The sequence below is a fragment of the Glycomyces arizonensis DSM 44726 genome (assembly GCF_000482705.1).
GTDB lineage: Bacteria > Actinomycetota > Actinomycetes > Mycobacteriales > Micromonosporaceae > Glycomyces > Glycomyces arizonensis.
Genome location: NZ_AXWO01000007.1, coordinates 1 through 19,881, shown reverse-complemented (window position 1 = coordinate 19,881; position 19,881 = coordinate 1). Strand labels below are relative to the sequence as shown.

The following is a 19,881-nucleotide window of genomic DNA, read 5'->3' as shown; positions in this document are numbered from 1 at the left end:
CTATTCGGCCGCCACCTCCTTCCCGCCGACCCCGGCCGACCTGCGGGTGATCTGCGCCCGGAGATAGGCGTCCACGGCTTCCTGCACCGCATCGAGGCGGCGGCGGAAGCCGCCGCCCGAGGCCGATGCGACCTCGTGCAGCGTCGTCCCCCGCCGCTTCAGCGACTTCTGCAGCCACTGCTGCCACTCCGGCGTCGCCTCGGCCTCGGCGACGGTCTCCGGAAGCCAGACCGGCATCGGGTTGCCGTTCTCGGTGAACCGCGGGTTCGGCTTGAACCCTTCGGCGTCGGGGAGGAAGTCGCGGATCGCGGTGTCGGTCCAGCCGCGCGCCTTGAGGATCGGCTTGGTCACCCACACCCGGTCGCGGGTGTTGCGGACGAAGCGCCCCGGCCGCGCCTCGCGGCGCGGGGCCGGTTCGCCCCGCAGCAGATAGGCGTCGCGCTCGTCGGGCCGGGCGCCGGCCCATTCCAGGGCCGCCAGGCCCAGCTCCGAGAGCCGCGAGGCGTCGCCGTCGAAGCGGAGCAGCCACTTCATCGCCTCGAAGGCCACGTCCTTCGCGATGAGCTCGGCCGCCGGGCCCCTCGCCTCGCTCGAACCGGTCGGGGGCCGCGCCTGGCGCTGCCCGTGGTGTCGTGAACTGTCGGTCGGCTTCGGTGCATCCATCGCACTGTCCGTTCGTTCAGTCGCGTATCGACTACGCGGAGTCATTCACCTACCTCATCGAGGCTACGGACGGCACCGACAATTTCTCCGCCCGCGCGAACCGGACAGCGACATCGCCGGTGCGGTCAGCGGCGCGCCAGACCCGGAATGAGCACGGCCGCGACGACCACATGCATCCCGAGCAGCACCGACGTCGCCGCGGCGCCGATCGCGCCGAGCGGACCCAGCGCCGAAATTGCGAGCACCGTCACAGCGATGATCGTCCAGATGCGTCCGGCGCGGGCCGCGGACCGCTCCAAGACGGCCAGGAGCGCCCATCCGGCCAGCCCGGCCGCGAGGCTCGATGCCGCGACCAACCCGGGCCCGACCGCCGTTTCGGTGCCGCCCTGGTCGACGGCCAGGTCGACGCCCGCCACCGGGACCGCGACGGCCCACAGGGCCAGGGCCGCAGCGCAGGCGCCGAGAACAATGAGGAGTCTTCTGATTCGTGTGTTCATGCCGACCAGCCTCGCCCCGGAGGCCGGGCCGCCGCATCGGGCGCGCGGTCGCGCCCCATACTGCCCGAGTGGGAGGCGGCCCCTACTTTCGTAGGTGACGCCGCGGCCGCGCCGGAAGCTAGCATGTGCCGGTGATCGAGCAGCGTCCTCCCAGGGCCCCCAACCTCCCCGAGATGGTCGGCATGGCCGTCGGCGTCGGCCTGCTCACCGCCCTGTCGCTGTGGGGGCGGCAGTCGCCGGGGCCGCTGGACTTCGCGGTCGCCGGGCTGTCCCTCCTCGCGGCGTTCGCGCAGCTGTGGTGGCCGGTGACCGGCGCGCTCGCCGCGACCGTCCTCGCCCTGCTCTCCCCCGTCGCCACACCGGCCGCGACGGTCGGCGCCCTCCAGGTGGCATGGCGCAGGCGGTTCCCCGTGGCCGCCGCCGTGGCTGTCGCCGGCGTAGCGGCGCATATCGTCCAATGGCTCTGGTGGTGGCGGCCCGACACCGTCATCGCGTTCGAATGGTGGCTGCCGCTCGTCTGCGCCACCTACGGCGCGCTGCTCGGCTGGGGCACTCTCGCCCGCTCCCATCGCGAGCTGGTCCTCTCGCTGCGCGAGCGGGCCCGCCGCGCCGAAGCCGAGCAGGGCAGGCGCGTCGCCGAGGCCCGCGCGGCCGAGCGCCGCGGCCTCGCCAGGGAGATGCACGACGTGCTGGCCCACCGGCTCTCCCTGGTGGCCACGCACGCCGGGGCGCTGGAGTACCGCCCCGACGCCTCCCCCGAGCAGGTCGCCCGCGCCGCCGGAGTCGTCCGCGACGGGGTCCACCTGGCGCTGGAGGAGCTGCGGCAGGTGATCGGCCTGCTGCGCGAGGACGGCGAGGCCGACGACTGCGGCCCGCAGCCCACCCTGGCCGACCTGGACGGCCTGCTCGACGAGGCACGCGAGGCCGGTCAGGCCGTGGAGCTGCACGACGGGACTCCCGACGCCGCGCCGCCGTCCGCCATCGGACGGATCGCCTACCGCGTCCTCCAAGAGGGACTGACCAACGCCCGGAAGCACGCCCCCGGCCGCCCGGTCGAGGTGTCCCTGCGCGGCGCTCCGGGCGGCGAGCTGGTCATCGAGATCGGCAACCCGCTGGCCGAGGCGGACGCGACACCGGCCGTGCCCGGCAGCGGCCTCGGCCTGGTGGGCCTCACCGAGCGGGTGCGCCTGGTCGGCGGGCAGCTCGACCATGCTCACTGCAACCATGCCCGCCTCGACCGGCGCTTCCGGCTCACCGCCCGGCTACCATGGCGGGCGTGATCCGCGTGCTCCTGGTCGACGACGACGCCCTCGTCAGGGCCGGACTGTCCATGATGCTCGACGGCGCCGCGGGCATCACCGTGGTCGCCGAGGCGGGCGACGGCAGCGAGGCCGTCGGCGCCGCCGACGCCCACTTCCCCGACGTCGTCCTCATGGACCTGCACATGCCCCGCGTCGACGGCATCACCGCCACGCGCCGACTGCGCGCCCGCCCCCGGGCGCCGGAGGTGATCGTGCTGACCACCTTCGACACCGACGAGAACATCGTCCACGCGCTGCGCGCCGGGGCCAGCGGCTTCCTGCTCAAGGACACGCCGCCGGGCCGGATCGTGGAGGCCGTCACGCGGGTCGCCGCCGGAGACCCCATCCTGTCCCCCGGCATCACGCGGCGGCTGATGGACCGCACCGTCGTCCAGGCCGACACGTACCAGCGCGCCCGCGCTGCCCTGGACGCGCTCACCCCGCGCGAGCGGGAGGTGGCGATCGCGATCGCGCGCGGCCATTCCAACGCCGAGATCGCCGCCGACCTGGCCATGAGCGTCACCACGGCCAAGGCCCACGTCTCGAGCGTCCTCACCAAGCTCGGCCTGGACAACCGCACCCAGATCGCCCTGCTGGTCCACAGCGCCGACCTGGCCTGAGGGGCCGCGCACCCGGCTCCACTGTGACTCGGATCCGCCATGTCGCCGTGCGGCGCAGGAAGGCGGAATCGGCCCGCGCCATAGACATGCGAGCATTACTCGCGTACCTTGATCGTTCGGTACCTCCCACCAATACCCGGCCCCCACAGCCTCCCCGAACAGCCCTCTCCGTGCGGCGCCAACGCCTCCCGGACCGGACACCCCACAGGCGTACGCTGCCGTTTTGATCCGGTCAGGGCTGGAAACCCGTGGGACCATTGGTATGACCGACCAACGGAGCCGCGATGCCTGACGACGAGTCCTACCTGCGAAACGAGTTCCGCGACACGCAGATCCACAACCTCATCCAAGCCCACGTCATCAACATGAGCCCACCGCGGCCGCCCCGGCCGATGGAGGTGCCGCTGCCGCCCCGGCCGTGGAGCGACCGCGAGGCGATCCTGGAGGCGCTGCGGCACTCCCTCGCGGGCGAGGCGCGGTCTCCGGTGGTGGTCACGGGCCCCTCGGGCGCGGGCAAGTCGGCGATCGCCGCGAAGCTCGCCCAGCAGTTGCAGGACCACTACCCCGACGGCCAGCTGTACATCGACCTCGAATACGAGGACCTGTTCTCGGCGACCCGGTCGGCGCTGCTCCGGCTCGGGCAGCCCAAGGACCAGCTCGCCGACACGTTCGGCGGGCTGCTCGCCCACTACCGGTCGGCGACGCGGGGCCGGTCGATGCTCGTCATCGTCGACGGCGCCGACGACGCCGCCGAAGGGCTCCATCTCGTCCCCGCCTCGGCCACTTCGGGATTGATGGTGTTCGCGCTCCGCTCGTCCGCCGGTGCCGCGGGAGTGCACCACGAGATCGGCGGACTGGGGCCGGAGGACGCCGCGCGGCTGCTCGTCGCGATGTCCGAAGGGATCGCGCTCGCACCGGCGACCGATCTGGTGACGCACTACGGCACCAGGCCGGGCACCGTCCGCCGCCTCGCCGGACTGATCCGGGCCCGGCGCCGCGGCGCCGACGCGGGCGGCGACATCGTCCGCGCGCTGGTCGAACACCCCGATCCGGACCTGCTCGAAGCCACCTACCGCACGCTCAGTCCGTCCGCCTCGTGGCTGTACCGGCTGCTCAGCGTCCTGCCGGGCAGCGAGTTCGAGGAATCCGTCCTGGCGGTCTTCGCCACGCCCGGCGGCGACGGCTCGGCCGCCTTCGACGAACTCGTCAACGCGCAGCTCGTGACCCGCGTGCGGCCCGGGTGGTGCCTGATCGAGCCGTCGGTCAGCCGCGACGCCTCCCGGCGGGCCGAGCGGGAGTCACTCCCCATCGAGCTGCTGACCGCGATGCGGACGACGCTGCGGTGGTACTGCAAGCGGGCGCAGCTGGCCGACCGGATCATCATGGGCGAGCGCCTGCGGCGCGCCCCGGTCCCCGACGACGTCGACATGCCGCCGTTCGATTCGAGCACCGAGGCCATGGCGTGGTTCCAGGCCAACCACGCCGCGCTCGCCACCGCGGTCACGATGGCCGCACTCCACGGCTGGAACGAGGAGGCGTGGGCGACGGCGGAGGCCATGTGGGCGTTCTTCATCAACGTCCCCTACCCCGAGGAGGCGGCGCGCTGCTACGAGGTCGCGGTGGCGGCGGCCACCCGGCCCGTGGACCGCGCCCGCATGCTGCTGTTCCTGGGGCGCACGCAGCTGGACCTGGGGCGGTTCGCCGAGGCCGACGGCGCGCTGCGGGAGGCCCGCGCCACCGCCGCGGAGCACGGCGACCGCGAGCTGGTCGAATCGGCGATCGCGCTCCTCGGGCGGGCGCGGTACCGGCAGGGCCGGTACCGGGAGGCCATCGCCTGCTACGAGGAGGCGCTGTCGATCGCCGAGCGGGAGGGGCGGGCCAGGGCCGCGGCGCTCCAGCTGATGGCGATCGGCCGCTCGCATCGCGAACTGGGAGACCCGGAACGGGCCGAGTCCTTTCTGGAGCGGGCCTTGGAGCGGTTCACCGCGATCGAGGACGGCAGGCACGTGCTGCTCGTCTCGGGGGAATTGGCGGTGCTGCGGGCCGCCCGCGGCGAGCCCGGTGCGCTCCAGGAGGCCGACCGGCTGATCGGCTGGATGCGCCAGGCCGGTCTGGCGCGGCACGAAGGGGAGTCGCACGAGCGGCTGGCCGCCGCCCTAGACGGGGAAGAACGTCGGCGGCGGCTCGAAGCGGCGCTGGAAGCCTACGAGCGGGTCAGCAGCGTCGAGGCCCGGCGCCTCCGCCGCATGCTGCGTTAGCCACACGTGCAGGGCCGCCGGGACGATGTCGAGCATCGCCGGGGGGCAGCGGACGCCGGTCGCGGGGAGCCGCTCCGAGGCGAGCAGCAGCGCGTCCGGTCCGATGCGGACGCTCCTGAGGCTGCTTGCCGCCCATTCGAACCGCAGGTCGTCGAGGACGTCGCGGGCCTGGTCGAGCGGCAGGGCCTCATCGTGGCTCAAGACCACGTCCGCCTTCGTCAGCAGGCGCGGGTCGTCGCACTCGGTGCGGGCCACGACGGTGCCCGAGGCCTCATGGGGCTCTGAGACGGGCAGCCGCTTCCAGTGGGCTCCGCCCGCTTCGAAGCGGATCCGGAAGTTCCAGACGGCGGTCGGCCGGCATCGGGGCACGGTCACCGGCGGTGGCAGGTACTTCGGCTTGACCGTCCTCTGCGGAGGTTCGGTGTCGAGCAGTTCGTAGGTCTTGGCGGGCAGCGTCTCGCTGGGGGTCAGGTGGCCGGCCAGCTGCTCGCCGAAGTCGAAGGGCTGGCCGCGCTCGATGGCGTCGAGCAGCTGCGGCGCGAAGGGCTTGTCGAAGTCGAGCCAGGCCGACTCCTTTCCGAACCGGTGCAGCGGGGTGCCCTCGGTCATCTGGTCGAACCCGAAGGCGGCCAGGAGCACCGGCTTGCCGATGGCGGCGGCGTACTGGGTCACCGAGCCGCTGTCGCCGATGACGACGTCGGCCGCGATCAGCGTCGCCCTCCAGCTGTCGTGCAGCGTGGGCATGATCAGCCCGTTCGCCAGCTGCGGCCCCAGGACGCCCTCCAGCGACGCGCCCCGGCCGTGCTCGATGTTCGGGTGGGCGATGACGCCGACGCGGAACCGGTCCATCGGGAGCGAGGCGAGCAGCCGCGGCACCAGGTCGAGGCGTCCGCGCCCGACCAGCGACAGATCGCCCCAGGTCGAGGAGGAGACGACGAGCACCTGGTCGGGCTCGATCCCGAGCGCCTTGCGGTAGCGGCGGCGCTGGGCGGGCCCGCTGCTGAGCAGCATCCGCTCAAGGCACACGTCGCCGATCACCTTGGACACCCGCTCCGCCTCGGGGCAGTGCCGCCGCAGCAGACGCCTCCCGGCCTCGCCCGCCAGTGCGAGGAAGTCGGGGGTCCGCGCCTTCGCCCACGGCAGCAACCGCCTGCGCAGGAGGATCTGCTGCGGGGCGAGCCCGTAGATCCGTCCGTCGAAGTCGGCGCGCCTGCGGTTGTGCCCGGCGCCGTGGGGCAGGATCATGAACTTCGCCCGCGTTCCGAACAGTTTGCGGGAAGGGCTGCACGAGATGATGAGGTGCGGGCGGGCGGACCGGACGTCGGCCCAGTCGATCACGGGCACACCGGCCGTCTCGAGGAAGTCGTGGGCCGCCCGCTCGAACGCCGAGCCGGGGATGACGCTGAACCTGATGCCGAGGCGCGGATCCGGTTCGAGCAGGGGGAAGACGTCCGACAGCAGACGCGAGAGCGCTTGCATGTTCGTGGCGGCGAGGACCACGGGGAGCGGCTCGGGGAACGTCGCGTGGTCCGGCCGGATGCTCATGAACCTCAGCGTCCTCGATTTGAACGGGATTCGCCTTTGCTTGGCTGGGCACCAGATTACGCCACGCGCCGCATCGAACGAAAATCCAGGCCAGAGGCTGAGCCTCTGGCCTGGAACACTGCACGATCCGGCATCGTCCGCGGCGCGCCGCGTCAGTGCCCGCGGCGCCCCCGCATCAGCGTGCGGACAAGGTCAGCTCGTCCCGTGGATGCCGATCGCGTCATAGACCAGCCATGAGCCGTCGGTGTTGGCGATGGTGACGGTGTTCTCGCCCGAGACCAGCTGATCCGCGGGGAGGAGGGCGTCGAGCTGCGACGGCTGGATGCCGTCGGCGGCCCCTTCCCCGTACTCCCAGTGGTAGCCGTCGCCGCCGCCCGCGGGCAGTTCGACCGTCGTCGGCGGGTGGCCGTTGAGGGACACCTCGATCGACGGCGGCAGCGCCTGCTGGGTGTCGAGCAGCCACGCGGTGAGGGCGAGACCGTCCTCGGGCACCTGATCGAGATCGAACCGCAGGGTGAAGTCCGACGACGCGCTCTGCGCCCACGAGTCGCCCGGCCCCGGTTGGATGTAGCTCCAATCCGTCGCCGGATCGTCGGTGCCGACGGTGAAGTCGACGCCATCGGGGAACTGCTCCGGATAGTCGCCGTAGCCGTCCGGCGACAGTGCGAACTCCGTGGACCGGGTGTCGATCGCGCCTATGAGCGCCACCTTCGCGCTGACGGTCGTCTCGATCGGATGGCTGAGGCCGCCCCAGTCCCCGTCGACGGTCAAGGTGAGCTGCTCGGCGCCGGACGCGTCGGCCGGCGGTGTCACCGTGAAGTCGACGCCGACGGTCTCGCCGCCGGACAGGTCGATCTGTCGATGGTCCGGTTCGACGGTCCAGCCTTCGGGGGCCTCCAGGCCGACCTCGGCGCTGTTGGTCCGATCGGTGTCGTTGTTGACCATGGTGGCCCTGATGGTCGCCGGGGTGTCCTGCAGCAGGCCGAACTCGTCGGGCGCCCAGGTGAGCGACACCGCCGGTGCCACCTGCACGTAGGCGACGGTCTCGGGCAGCGGCGTCCCCCGCACGGTGTGCGCGTCGAGTGCGACCCGGTAGGTGCCCTCGGGGGCGTCGGCCGGGGCCTCGATCCTGACCTCCCGCGTGGCCGTCTCGCCGGGCGCCACGCGGACCGCGCCCGCCTTCGGCGTGACCTTGAGCTCCTCGGGCTCCTCCGACAGGTCCCAATGGACCGTGATCGGCTCGTCGCCGTGGTTCGCGACGTTGAGCGCCACCGTCGTGCGGCCTCCCGGGTCGACGCGCGGAGCGTCGTCGTCGAAGGACGCCACGGCCGCCGCGGGCTCGGATTCCGACGGGGGCAGCTCCTCGACGCCCCAGTCCTCGTCGGGTTCGGCGCCCATCCAGAGCTCCAGCGTGCCGCCGTCGGTGAGCTGGTCGTGGTGGAACCACGAGTTGTTCAGCGACTGGCCGTCGAGCTCGGCCCGCTGGATGTACATGTTCTCGTCCGAATTGCCGTGGGTGAGGATCCGGAACCGGCCGCCGTCGTAGTAGTCCGGATGCAGCTCGATCGTGATCTCGTCGAACACCGGCGAGGTGATGTCGTACACGGGCCGCGAGAGCCCGCCGCCGGTCACCTCGAACAGCCCCATCGACATCAGCGCGCTGAGCGCGCCCATCTGGCCCTGGTCCTCATCGTGGTGGCCGTAGCCGTCGTCCGTCGCGATCGAGCCGTAGGTCGTCTCGTTGACCTGCCGCACCCAGTACTGCGTCAGCCACGGCTTGCCGACGTAGTTGAACAGGTGCGCCATCTCCAGGCCCGGCTGGTTGCCGTAGCTGACGTAGCCGCCCTCGTAATCGGAGATGAAGTGCTCGTCCTCGGACTCCTCGAACGCGTAGTTGAGCTTGTCGGCGTACGCCTGCGTGCCGCCGAGCTCATTGGCCAGGCCCATCACGTCGTGCACGGTGAACCAGGTGGACTGCCAGGAGGGCGCCTGGACGAAGCCGTCCTTGGAGAGCGGGTCGAACGGCTCCTTCCAGTTGCCGTCGGCGCCCCGGGGGCGGCTGAAGCCCGTGTCGTGGTCGAAGACGTTGCGCCAGTTGCGTGATCGCTCCATCAGGTAGTCGTGGACGTCGGTGTCGTCCCACACCTCGAACTCGTTCAGGCCGACGTCGGGGCCGCTGCCGCCGGTGGCCTCGAACTTCACCCACTCGACCTGCCTGGGCTCGAATTCGATCGTGCGCTCCTCGCCGTTGTCGGGGATGTCGGTGACCGTCTCCTGTGTGCCGTCGCTGAAGGTGAGGACGCCGCTGTTGGCATTGGAGTCCTCGCTCAATCGATCGCTCAGCACGACCGTGTCGACGTTCCGCGGCTGCTCCCAGGACAGCTCGATCCACGGGTGCTCCTCGCCGTCGGACCGCCATTCGGTCGGCGTCGGCGCCCGGCTCGGGCGGCCGTCGACGGCCCGTTCGCCGGACGCGTCCGACTCGTCGAGCCCGCTGGAGACCGCCACATCGGCGAACTGCGCGGCGTTGACGCCGGTGGCGTCGAGCTCACCGGCCAGCTGCGCCAAGGTCCAGTCCTGGTAGGCGTACTCCAACGTCTCGCCGGCGTTGCCCGGCACGTATCCGAGATCGAGGTACCCGCGAATGCCGTCACCGTCCCAGCTGTCGTAGTCCTGCGACCCCTTGTCGAACAGGCCGCCGACCGACTGCGCGTCCAGCATGGCCTCGTAGGCCAGGTCGATGTCGAAGTCGCGGATGCCCTTGTTGTAGGCGCCCGCGATGAACGACGTCACCGGTGAGCTGGTCATGATCATCGAGTAGTCGCCGGCGACGGGGCCGCGGGGCAGCAGCCCGCCGTCCTCGTACATCTGCAGCTGCGACCGCACCAGGCTGGAGTAGATCTCGGGGTAGGCCATGCCGAGCACCGAGTTCAGGTTCCACTGGGTGAGCCACAGCGCGTCGTAGTTGTACATCGCGAACTCCGGCTCGCCCTCGCCGTCGAGCGGGATCTGTCCGATCCGGTCGTCTCCCCAGGTGGCGTCCAGGTACCGGCCGTCGACGTCGCTGATCGCGCTGCGTCCGGCCAGCACGTGGAACAGGTCGGTGTAGAACTTCACCTGCTGTTCGTGGCTGCCGCCTTGGACGTCGATCCGGCCGAGCATCTCGTTCCACTCCTGCTGCGAGGCCTGCCTGGTGGCGTCGAAGTCCCAGCCGGGCAGCTCGGTCTCGAGGTTCCGGCGCGCGCCCTCGATGCCGGTCAGCGACAGGCCGACCTTCATCTGGACCTGCTCACCGGCGTCGAGGTCGTCGTAGCGGACGTAGACGCCCATGTCCTCGCCCGACACCTCGTCGACCGCGCCGCCGCCGTTCACCAGCGACCCCTCGGCCCATCCGTGCAGGGAGTCGAAGGGGCGGTCGAAGTCGATGGTGAAGAACAGTTTCGTGGAGGGGTGGATCGACCGGTCGCCGTGCTGGACGACGTAGCCCTCGATGGTGTGGTCGCCGACCTTGGTGACGCGGGCGTTCTCCATCTCCGCCTCGCCGAGCTGGCCGCCGAGGTTGACGATGATCTCGCTGGGACCGGCCTCGTTGTACGTGTAGCGGTGCATGCCGACCCGCTCGGTGGCGGTGAGCTCGGCGGTGATGCCGTACCGGTCCAACTCGAGCCGGTGGTAACCGGGCTCGGCGATCTCGCCTTCCTCGTGGTCGACCGGCGACTGCCAGCCGGTGTCGCCCTCGAGCTTGGGGACGTCGGTCCCGGTCGTCGGCATCACCTGGACGCCGGAGAGCTGCCAGTCGTGGATATGGCTGAACCCCTTGACCTCGTTCTCGTTCCAGTGGTAGCCGGTGCCGCGCGAGTGGTGCGTGCTCGTGTCGGGGCGGAGCTTGACGAACCCGAACGGCTGGCTGGCCGACTGGAAGAAGAAGAAGCGGCTGAGATCCGATTCGATCCAGGGATTCACCAGGTCCACGTAGTCGCGCTGCGGCGGATCGGCCGTCGCCGGGCGCGACGCGTCCACGACGAGCAGGACCGACATCAGGCCGGTGAGCGCCAGACCGATCGCGAAGCGCCAGTAGGCGCTCGCGGCCGGTACCGCTGATTCTCTTCGCATGTTTCGAGCCTCATCTCCGGGGGGCTGGCGAGCAAGGTGCGTCGCAGCCGCATTGGTATCGATACCATATTCGGCCGGTCCAGTAAACAGACGGACGATGACCGCCGAAGAAATCCGGGGCGACGATTCGGGCGGCGCCCGGTCCGCCGGCGGCGGCGCCGCGGTCCTCGCAGGACCGGACCGGACGGCATCGTGCCAGGTCCCCGGCTCGCGCCCGGGGTGTTCGATCGGTGCCCGCACGGCGCCGCGGACGCCGCGGAGGCGCGGATCGGCGGTTCGCGATTTTCTCGACCGACGACCTGGCGGGGCCCGTGGGGAAGCTGGTACTGTCGTCGCAACGAGATTGGTAACGATACCAACCGTCCATGCGGCGATCGGCATCCGAACCCCTGACCCCCTCAGATCAAGGAGGATCACACATGTATCGCTCGTACGGCATGAAACGCCGGTCGCTCGTCGCGGCGGCCGTCGGCGGCGTCCCGTTCGCCATCGGCCTCGCCGGCTGCTCCCAAGGCTCGTCCTCGGGCGGCGGCAGCTCGGACGCCGTGACGCTCAACGGCGACCGGGCGGACTTCACCGACGCGTACAAGCTCGCCGGAGCCGAACTCGAGGCGATCACCGGATACGGGATCGAACCGCGCAACGTCCCCTCGACCGAGAACTACCAGCAGGTCGTCCGCTCCTCGCTCCAGACCGAGAGCACCACCGACCTGGTGAAGTGGTGGAACGGCTACCGCCTCCAGGACCTGGCCCGCTCCGGCGGCCTGGCGGACCTCTCGCAGCAGTGGGAATCGGCCGTCGACAAGGGCTGGGTGAACCCCGAGACCAGGGAGAGCTTCAGCTACGACGGCAAGGTCTACGGCATGCCCATGTACAAGAGCTACTGGGTCATGTTCTACAACACGAACGTCTTCGACGAGGTCGGCATCGCACCGCCGACGACCTGGGAGGAGTTCGACCAGAACAACGCCGCGCTCAAGGACGCGGGAGTCACCCCGCTGTTCGCCACCCAGGAGGCCGGCTGGACCTCGTCCATCTGGTTCGCCGAGCTCCTGTCGAAGCTCGACCCGCAGTTCTACGTCGCCCTGATGGCCGGCGAGGCGAAGTACACCGACGAGACCACCCAGGAGGCGATGCGGATCTGGTCCGAGATGTACGCCAAGGGGTACTTCACCGCCGCCGACGTCGCGTGGGACTCCGAGCCCTCGCTGCTGGCGAACGGCGAGGTCGCGCAGGTGCCGATGGGCACCTGGCGCAACGGCACGTTCGCCGAGGCGGGCCTCGGCGAGGGCGACTACTCGGCGTTCCTGCTGCCGATGATCGACCCGAACGCGGCGCCGTCGACGATCGTCGAATCGGGCGTCATCTCGGTGGCCGAGAAGACCCCGAAGCAGGAGGCCGCGCTGGAGACGATGGCGAACTGGCTGGACCCGGCCGTGCAGCAGGTCTGGGTCGAGAACATCAAGGACACCTCCGCCAACCCGCAGGTCACCACCGACGACCCGATCCTGGGGACCGTGCTGGAGGCCGTGAGCGCCCAGACGCCGACCGAACTGGTCCGCTACTGGGAGGCCAGCCCGCCCGCCCTGATCGAGGGCGGCGTGCAGTACCTCGGCGCCTTCATGGCCGATCCGTCCGAAGCCAACATCATGCCCACCCTCGAGAACCTGCAGGCGCTCGCCGACGAGGAGTGGGCGAAGTGGGACGCGGGTTCATAGCGATGGCGCTGCTCGAGAAGCAACGGACCGAGGCGGGGGCGGGCAACCCGCGCCCCCGCCTCTCCCTGCGGACGAAGGACCGCCTTTCGGCCGTCCCCTTCCTGGTCGGCCCCGTGGCGCTGGTCGGGGTCATGCTGCTGGTCCCGTTCGTCGCGACCGCCTACCAGAGCCTCACCGATGACGACGGGTTCACCTCGTCCTTCATCGGCTTCGACAACTACGTCGCGCTGCTGGAGGACCCGACCTTCGTCCGGTCCCTGCTCAATACGCTCCTGTGGACCGTGGGGACGCTGATCCTCCCCGTCGGCATCGGGCTGCTGATCGCGGTCCTCACCAACGCGGTGCCCGGCGGCCGCTGGCTCAAATACGTGTTCGTCCTGCCCTACGCCCTCTCCGGCACCGCCACCGCGGTCATCTGGGGCTTCATCCTCCGCTCCGACGGCGCGCTCAACCAGGCGATCGAGTTCTTCGGCGGCGACGCGGCCGCGAGCGGCTGGCTGCTGACGTGGCCCACCAACACGATCGTGATGATCGTGGCCAGCACCTGGCAGGCCACCGGCGTCACCGTCATCCTCTTCATGATCGGCCTCCAGGCGATCCCCAAGGAGGTCGTGCAGGCCGGCGAACTCGACGGCGCCTCCGGCCTGCGGCTGTTCTGGCACGTCATCCTGCCGCAGCTGCGCCCGGTCACGATCGTCGTCATCGGCATGTCGATCGCCAACAGCCTGCGCGTGTTCGACCTGATCTGGCTGCTCACCAAGGGCGGTCCCGGAGCGGCCTCGGAGACGCTCGCGGTCACGATGTACCGCCAGACCTTCATCCTCAGCGACTACGGGGCGGGAGCCGCCGTGGCCGTGGTCCTCTCCGTCATCGTCGTCGGCGCATCGTGGTTCTACCTGCGACACCAGTACAAGCGAGGCTGACCATGGCTCGAATCATCCGCAACATCCTGTTCTACGCGCTCGCGGTCGTGTGGGCGATCCCGCTGTACCTGCTCGTCGTCAACGCGTTCACCAGCGCCGAGCGCTACGGCGGCGCCCCGTCGTGGCTGCCGATCGGATTCGGCTTCTTCGACAACCTCGCGACCGCTTGGACGGAGTCCCAGCTCGGCTACGGCATGCTCAACAGCCTGCTCTACGCGTCGGTGTCGGCGGGCATCGCCGTGCTCGCGGCGGGCATGGCGGGCTTCGCGGTCGTGGTGATGCCGGTCAAGCGTCCGACCGTGTGGTTCTGGCTGGTCTACCTCGGGACGCTCCTGCCCCTGCAGATCTTCCTCGCGCCGCTGTTCAGCAGCTACGTGTCCATGAGCCTCTACGACACGAACCTCGGCATGATCCTCATCTACTCGGCGATCTGCGTCCCGTTCGCGTTCTTCATCGTGCGCAACTACCTCACCACGATCCCGCCGGAGGTCACCGAAGCGGCCAAGCTCGACGGCGCGGGGTGGGCGCGGCTGTTCCGCTCCATCCACCTCCCCTTGATCCGCTCGTCGCTGTTCGCGGCGTTCATCTTCCAGTTCACCTGGGTGTGGAACGACCTGCTGTTCGGGATCACGCTGACGACCAGCCCCGACCGGCGTCCGGTCATGGCGGCCCTGGCCGAGATCGACGGCGGCTTCTCGACCTTCGGGCCGCCGGTCGTGCTCGCGGCCGCCATCGTGGCGTCGCTGCCGACGGTCGTCCTGTTCCTGACCTGCCAGCGGTTCTTCGTGTCGAGTCTGCGGGCCGCCCGGTGAGGCGTTCGGCGGACGCGGGCGAGGTTCGCACCGGAGAGCGGAAAGGGTGAGCGATCATATGGACGCCCTGGACAACGCCGACACCGCAAGCCCCAAATCGGTTCAGCGCTCCACCGCGCCCACCATCCACGACGTCGCGGCCGCGGCCGGCGTCTCACCGATGACGGTCTCCCGGGCCCTGCGCGGCGGCAAGAACGTCCGACCGGAGAAGGTACTGGCCGTGCTGGAAGCGGTCGCCGCGCTGGGCTACCACAGGAATGAGAACGCACGCAGCATCCGCCCCGGGCAGCGGACCGGCCTGATCGGCGTGATCATCACCAACGTCGCCAACCCCTACTACGCGCAGCTGCAACTCGGCGCCGAGGAGGTGCTCGCCGGCGGCGGCATCCGCATGCTCGCCGGCAACAGCGGCGAGGACGCCGAGCGGGAGAAGACGCTCGTCCACGACTTCGTGGGGCGCCAGGTCGACGGGCTGATCGTCGTCCCTTCGGGGACCGGCTCGGAGCACCTCGAGACCGAGCAGATCGGCGGTGTCCCACTCGTGCTCGCCTCCCGCCAGCTCGAAGGGCTGGCGGCCGACACGGTGCTCATCGACGACGTCGCGGGCGCCTACGAGGGCACGCGGCGGCTCGTCGCCGAGGGCCACGAGCGGATCGCGTACGTCGGCAACATCATGTCCATCTTCACCAGCCGGCGCCGCCTGGACGGGTTCAGGCGCGCGCACACCAGCGCGGGGCTGCCGCTCGATCCGGCGCTCATCCGCGTCGGGCAGAACGACCCCGACGCCGCGCGCCGGGCGATGCTCGAACTGCTCGAGGTGCCCGATCCGCCCACCGCGGTGTTCAGCGAGAACAACCGGAACACCGTCGGCGTGATCCGCGCGCTCTCCGAGCGGCGGGTCCCGACCGACCGCATGCGCGTCATGGGGTTCGACGACTTCGAGCTGTCGGACATGATGCCCTTCCCGCTCACCGTGATCGACCACGACGCGCGCGAGCTGGGGCGCACCGCCGCCCGCATGGTCGTCGAGCGGCTGGACAGCGACGTTCCCGACCCGCCGCCGCGGACGGTCCAACTGCCCACCACGTTGCTCGACTGACTCGGTTCAGGGCCCGAGGACGAACCGAACCGCCATGACAAGGAGGAGACCCCGATGAGCACCGCCGGACCGTCGTGGATGCGCAGTCCCGCGCACCACCAGTGGCTCGCGGACGAGGAGCGCCGACTCCTCGCCTTCTACGAGGCGCACGCGCTCGACGACCGGGTCGGCTACTCGCCCCTGGACGCCGCGGGGCGACCCGAGACCGGCGCCGATCGCGAACTGTGGCTGCACTGCCGGATGATCCACTGCTTCGCGCTCGAACACCTCCGCGGCCGCCCCGGAGCGGCCGACATCGCCTCCCACGGCCTGCGGACCCTCGATGAGTGGTTCGCGGACGGCGAAGACGGCGGATGGTTCGCCGCCCTCACCCCGGACGGCGGCATCGCGGACAGCGCGAAGAGCGCGTACGCGCACGCGTTCGTGATCCTCGCGGGCGCCTCGGCGACGCAGGCCGGACTCCCCGGTGGAGCCGAGACGCTCACCGAGGCCCTGCGGGTCGTCGACGAGCGGTTCTGGCGGGCCGACGACCGGGCCGCCACCGACGCCTGCACCCGCGACTGGGTCCTGGCCGAACCCGGCTACCGGGGGCAGAACGCGAACATGCATCTCGCGGAGGCGTACATGGCCGCGGCCGAGGCGCTCGATGACGACCGGTACGCGGTACGGGCGCTGCACATCGCCGAACGGCTCATCGACGCGGGCGCGCGCCAGTGGCGATGGCGGGTCCCGGAGCATTTCGACGCGGCCTGGAGAGTCGTCCCCGACTACAACGCCGATAGACCCGACGACCGGTTCCGCCCCTTCGGCAGCCTCGTCGGGCACTGGTTCGAGTGGAGCCGCCTCCTCCTGCAGCTCGACGCGCTGCTGCCCGGGCGCGCTCCGTGGGCGGTGGACGCCGCCCGCGAGCTGTTCGCGGCCGGCGTCGCCGACGGCTGGGACCGCACTCGCGGCGGCGTCGGGTACAGCGTCGACTTCGAGGGCCGAGCGGTCAACCCGGCCCGAATGCACTGGGTGCTCGCCGAGGCGATCGGTGCCGCGGTCGCCCTTGCCGGGGCCGCCGGCGAGGGCGAATACGAACGCTGGTACCGGGCGTTCTGGGATTACGTCGCCCGCTTCCACATCGACCGGCGAGGGGGCGGCTGGTGGCACGAGCTGGACGAGGACGGCACGCCGAAGGGGGACACGTGGGCGGGCAAACCCGACCTGTACCACGCGCTGCAGGCGACCCTGTACGCTCGCTCGCAGCCCGGGGTGGGCCTGGTCGCGGCAGCCCGGGAAGGGAGGCAGTCGTGAGCGCACAGCCGTTGCTGGAGATCGGTGGCACCCACGTCACCGCCGCCCTGGTGGACCCGGCGAACTGGACCGTGCTCGAAGAGGCCAGGTTCGGCATCGACGCCGCGGCGTCCGCCGACAGGCTGCTCGACGACTTCGCGGCCGCCGCCCGCACGGTCGGGGCCGGCACCACCTTGCGATGGGGGATCGCGATACCCGGCCCGTTCGACTACGCCCACGGCGTCGGCGACTTCACGGGAGTCGACAAGTTCGGCGCGCTCAAGGGCGTCGACATCGCCGACGGCCTGCGTCGGCGCCTTGAGGGCGTCGCGGCCGAGTTCGTGTTCGTCAACGATGCCGACGCATTCGCCATGGGCGAATGGGTCACTTTGGACTCCCACGTCCAGCGAGCGGTCTTCCTCACCCTCGGCACCGGCGTCGGCTCCAGTTTCCTGTCCACCGGCACGCCGGTGGCCGATGCCCCCGGGCTCCCGCCGGGCGGCTCGGTCCACCTCCTGCACTGGCAGGGCCGCCCGATCGAGGAGACCGTGTCGCGGCGCGCCATCACGCGGGCCTACACCGAACGGACCGGTCGCGTCCTGGACGTCCACGAGATCGCAGGCGAGGCGAAGCGGGGCGACGGCGTCGCCCGCACGATCTTCTACCGCAGCCTGTACGCCCTCGGCGCGTGCATCGCTCCGGCCGTGGAGGCGTTCGATCCCCAGGTCGTCGTCGTGGGCGGCTCCATCGCCAACTCCTGGGATCTGGTCCACGGCCCGCTGCTCGAGGGCCTGACCGAGGCGAGCCCGACCGCGGGGGCCCGAGTACGAGTCCGGCGAGCCCGCTCCACCGACGTCGCCCCGCTGATCGGCACGGCCCGCGCCGCCGGACTCCTGAAGCAGGCCACCGCACCCCGGCAAAACCCCGACGGCGTCCGGTCGACCGGGCAGTAACGAGGCCGTGCTTGAGCATGCGGTACCCGCCGACCAGGCATGAGAAAGGGGACCTCACGGTCCCCTCTGAGCAGTCGACCTAACCATCGCTTATTTGAACACGCCGCCGCAGGTAGACAGCCTGCTCGGACGCCTGTCCGGCCCACTGACGGCGATGACGGGATCTCGGGCCCTTCCTGGCGCTCGGACACGGCAGCCGAATACACCATAGAGGACATCTCAAGCCGGAGACCCCGCCCGCTGCACCAGCGCCTCTCCCCCGAACAACGAGCCGCGCTGGTCACCGCATTCAACTCCGGCGTCTGGCAACGTGACCTCGCAACCCAATACGGCATCAGTGTCCGCAGTGTCAAACGCCTCGTCCACGCCGCCACGAAACCGACACCTCCGAGAACCTTCAGGAACCGCGTCCGTCTCGAACCACCGAGACGATGACTGTGCTCCCGAAGTAGAAGGCCCTCCCTGAACCCCGATCAAGCCCATATCACCTCTCCAAACGAAACGACATCATCGCGGCCGGCAGTGCTCACCGTCGATGTCAATCGAGGGACTGTCAGAAACTTGGCTCTGTCGCAAATCCGGTGGTAGCGGTCAGTGATCGGATCCGAGCAGAATTCGGTGGCGGAGGAGGCGGAAGCTGGCCCTGCCGTACATCTGGCGCATCAGCTGCTTCGTTTTCGTGTTGACGCCCTCGGTGCGGCCATTGTGGAACGGTAGGGTAAAGGCGGCGGTGACCGCGTCCCGGTCCTGGTCGAGCCCGCGCGTGAAGGCGTGCAGGTGGGGCAGGTCCTCTGCCCGGACCTCGTCGATCCACTGCTGCAGCCGCTCGGCGTTGGCCTGCTCGGGGCGCAGCAGCGCGGCGAAGGATCGGGCGTGGCCGGCCAGGGCCTTCATCTGCGGGCAGCGACCGGCGAGCTCGTCGACCAGGGACCGCTGCTTGTCGGACAGGTGGGTGGGATCGGTCATGATCAGGCCGGTCAGGCGGCGCGGGGAGATCGGGCGGCGGTCGGCCTCGACCCGGCCCTGGTTGATGTAGCGGTAGAGCAGGTTCTGGCTGCCGGTATAGCCGCGGGTCTTGATCTCCCGCAGGAGCTGCTGTACCGATACGGCCGGGTCGGCTGCGCGTCGTTCGCGCAGGTAGTCGCGGTAGGGGTCGACCAGGGTGGTGCGATAGAGCGGGGCGGTGCGGATCCGATCGGGCTCGGCGGCGCGGGCGTAGCGTTTGATGGTGTTCAGCGCCAGTTGCAGGCGGCGGGCGCACTCGAGGAGCCCGACACCGGCATCGAGTAGGTCGTGGACGGCGTGCCAGCGCTCCAGTGTGGTCTGGGCGCGTTTGGTCGCCGTCGAGGCCGGGCCGCCCTTGGCCCAGCACGCCGCGTGCGCCGAGGCCTCCTTCCAGGCGGCCTCGCCGAAGTTCTTCCAGATATGCCACCGATCGCCTACCTGCACCGCCGCAGGCAGGGCGTTCGCGACCGCCTGGGCGTAGGTCGCCGAGCCGTCGCGGCAGACGACCTCGACCCCGGGGTGGGCCTCCAGCCAGCCCTGGAGGGTCTCGGCCTTCCGATCGGGCAGGACGTCGATGCGCTCACCGGTGACCGCGTCGATCAGCACCGTCGCGTAGCGCTGACGCTTGCGCAACGCGAAGTCATCGACCCCCAAAACGACCGGGACTCGCTCAGGTGGCAGCGGCAGGCCCAGGAGCATCCGGATCGCGGTGTGCCGGGAGACCTCCATTGACAGCGCCGCTAGCACCCGCTGGCTCGCCCGTCCGGCCAGCTCGCGGGCCACCGCGCCGATCTGGGCGGCCAGTCGCCCCGTGCGCCGCTGGTAGCGTTCGAGCACCCCTGTGACCTGCTCACGGAAGGTCCGACGCGGGCACTCGGCGTTCTCACACCGCAGACGCCGAACCCGCACCTTCGCGACCACCGGCCGCGCGTCGACCGACACATCGGCCACTGTCCGCTCGCAGAAAGCGTGGACCCTCTCAGCGGCGGTCCCGCAATCAGGGCAGCTCACTGGCCGATCCACCGTCATCGCCTGGATCAGAATGTGATCACCCAGGTCAACCACGCGTTTAAGATCCAGATCAGACAGTCCTGAGAAG

Annotated in this window: 14 protein-coding genes; 9 read left to right on the top strand and 5 right to left on the bottom strand. The window is 70.6% G+C overall.

Features of this window, described 5'->3' with window-relative positions:
* Both H613_RS0108070 and H613_RS0108065 read right to left on the bottom strand, forming a co-directional pair.
* Positions 1-663, bottom strand: a complete 663-nt coding sequence (locus tag H613_RS0108070; protein WP_026923396.1) for a hypothetical protein — start codon at positions 661-663, stop codon at positions 1-3.
* Between the two features lie 125 nt (positions 664-788).
* Positions 789-1,160 carry a DUF6069 family protein gene (locus H613_RS0108065; RefSeq protein ID WP_035737061.1) on the bottom strand — a complete coding sequence of 124 codons (372 nt, stop codon included), beginning with the start codon at positions 1,158-1,160 and terminating at the stop codon, positions 789-791.
* 173 nt (positions 1,161-1,333) lie between these two features.
* Between H613_RS0108065 and H613_RS0108060 the strand changes: the two genes are divergently transcribed.
* From H613_RS0108060 to H613_RS0108050, 3 genes are all read left to right on the top strand, one after another.
* Positions 1,334-2,440, top strand: coding sequence for a sensor histidine kinase (locus H613_RS0108060; protein WP_026923394.1), 1,107 nt, complete (start codon positions 1,334-1,336; stop codon positions 2,438-2,440).
* The gene (locus H613_RS0108055) at positions 2,428-3,081 is read left to right on the top strand and encodes a response regulator (RefSeq protein WP_026923393.1); all 654 of its coding nucleotides are present in this window, start codon (positions 2,428-2,430) and stop codon (positions 3,079-3,081) included. Before H613_RS0108060 ends, H613_RS0108055 begins: the two co-directional genes overlap by 13 nt.
* Positions 3,082-3,365: 284 nt before the next feature.
* The gene (locus H613_RS0108050) at positions 3,366-5,339 is read left to right on the top strand and encodes a tetratricopeptide repeat protein (protein WP_026923392.1); all 1,974 of its coding nucleotides are present in this window, start codon (positions 3,366-3,368) and stop codon (positions 5,337-5,339) included.
* On the opposite strand, the gene H613_RS29070 is transcribed toward H613_RS0108050, so the two are convergent.
* Positions 5,238-6,884, bottom strand: a complete 1,647-nt coding sequence (locus H613_RS29070; RefSeq protein ID WP_051393100.1) for a hypothetical protein — start codon at positions 6,882-6,884, stop codon at positions 5,238-5,240. The two genes, H613_RS0108050 and H613_RS29070, sit on opposite strands and share 102 nt — an antisense overlap.
* Positions 6,885-7,076: 192 nt before the next feature.
* The gene (locus H613_RS25265) at positions 7,077-10,997 is read right to left on the bottom strand and encodes a glycoside hydrolase domain-containing protein (RefSeq protein ID WP_051393099.1); all 3,921 of its coding nucleotides are present in this window, start codon (positions 10,995-10,997) and stop codon (positions 7,077-7,079) included.
* Between the two features lie 419 nt (positions 10,998-11,416).
* Between H613_RS25265 and H613_RS0108035 the strand changes: the two genes are divergently transcribed.
* Genes H613_RS0108035 through H613_RS25255 form a run of 6 tightly spaced genes read left to right on the top strand, consistent with a single transcriptional unit; the run spans position 11,417 to position 17,777 of the window.
* Positions 11,417-12,715, top strand: coding sequence for an ABC transporter substrate-binding protein (locus H613_RS0108035; RefSeq protein WP_026923391.1), 1,299 nt, complete (start codon positions 11,417-11,419; stop codon positions 12,713-12,715).
* Positions 12,697-13,638: a carbohydrate ABC transporter permease gene (locus H613_RS0108030; protein WP_211234748.1), complete on the top strand. Its 942-nt coding sequence runs from the start codon at positions 12,697-12,699 to the stop codon at positions 13,636-13,638. The genes H613_RS0108035 and H613_RS0108030 overlap by 19 nt, the downstream gene beginning before the upstream one ends.
* Positions 13,639-13,640: 2 nt before the next feature.
* Positions 13,641-14,450, top strand: coding sequence for a carbohydrate ABC transporter permease (locus tag H613_RS0108025; RefSeq protein WP_026923389.1), 810 nt, complete (start codon positions 13,641-13,643; stop codon positions 14,448-14,450).
* A gap of 58 nt (positions 14,451-14,508) precedes the next feature.
* Positions 14,509-15,549: a LacI family DNA-binding transcriptional regulator gene (locus H613_RS0108020; protein WP_035737057.1), complete on the top strand. Its 1,041-nt coding sequence runs from the start codon at positions 14,509-14,511 to the stop codon at positions 15,547-15,549.
* Between the two features lie 54 nt (positions 15,550-15,603).
* Entirely contained in the window at positions 15,604-16,845 is a 1,242-nt protein-coding gene (locus H613_RS25260; protein ID WP_051393098.1) for an AGE family epimerase/isomerase, read from the top strand.
* Positions 16,842-17,777 carry an ROK family protein gene (locus tag H613_RS25255; protein WP_084546454.1) on the top strand — a complete coding sequence of 312 codons (936 nt, stop codon included), beginning with the start codon at positions 16,842-16,844 and terminating at the stop codon, positions 17,775-17,777. The genes H613_RS25260 and H613_RS25255 overlap by 4 nt, the downstream gene beginning before the upstream one ends.
* A gap of 591 nt (positions 17,778-18,368) precedes the next feature.
* Here H613_RS25255 and H613_RS0108005 read toward each other — a convergent pair.
* On the bottom strand, positions 18,369-19,881 hold a 1,513-nt coding region (locus H613_RS0108005; protein WP_026923387.1), incomplete at its 5' end, for an ISL3 family transposase.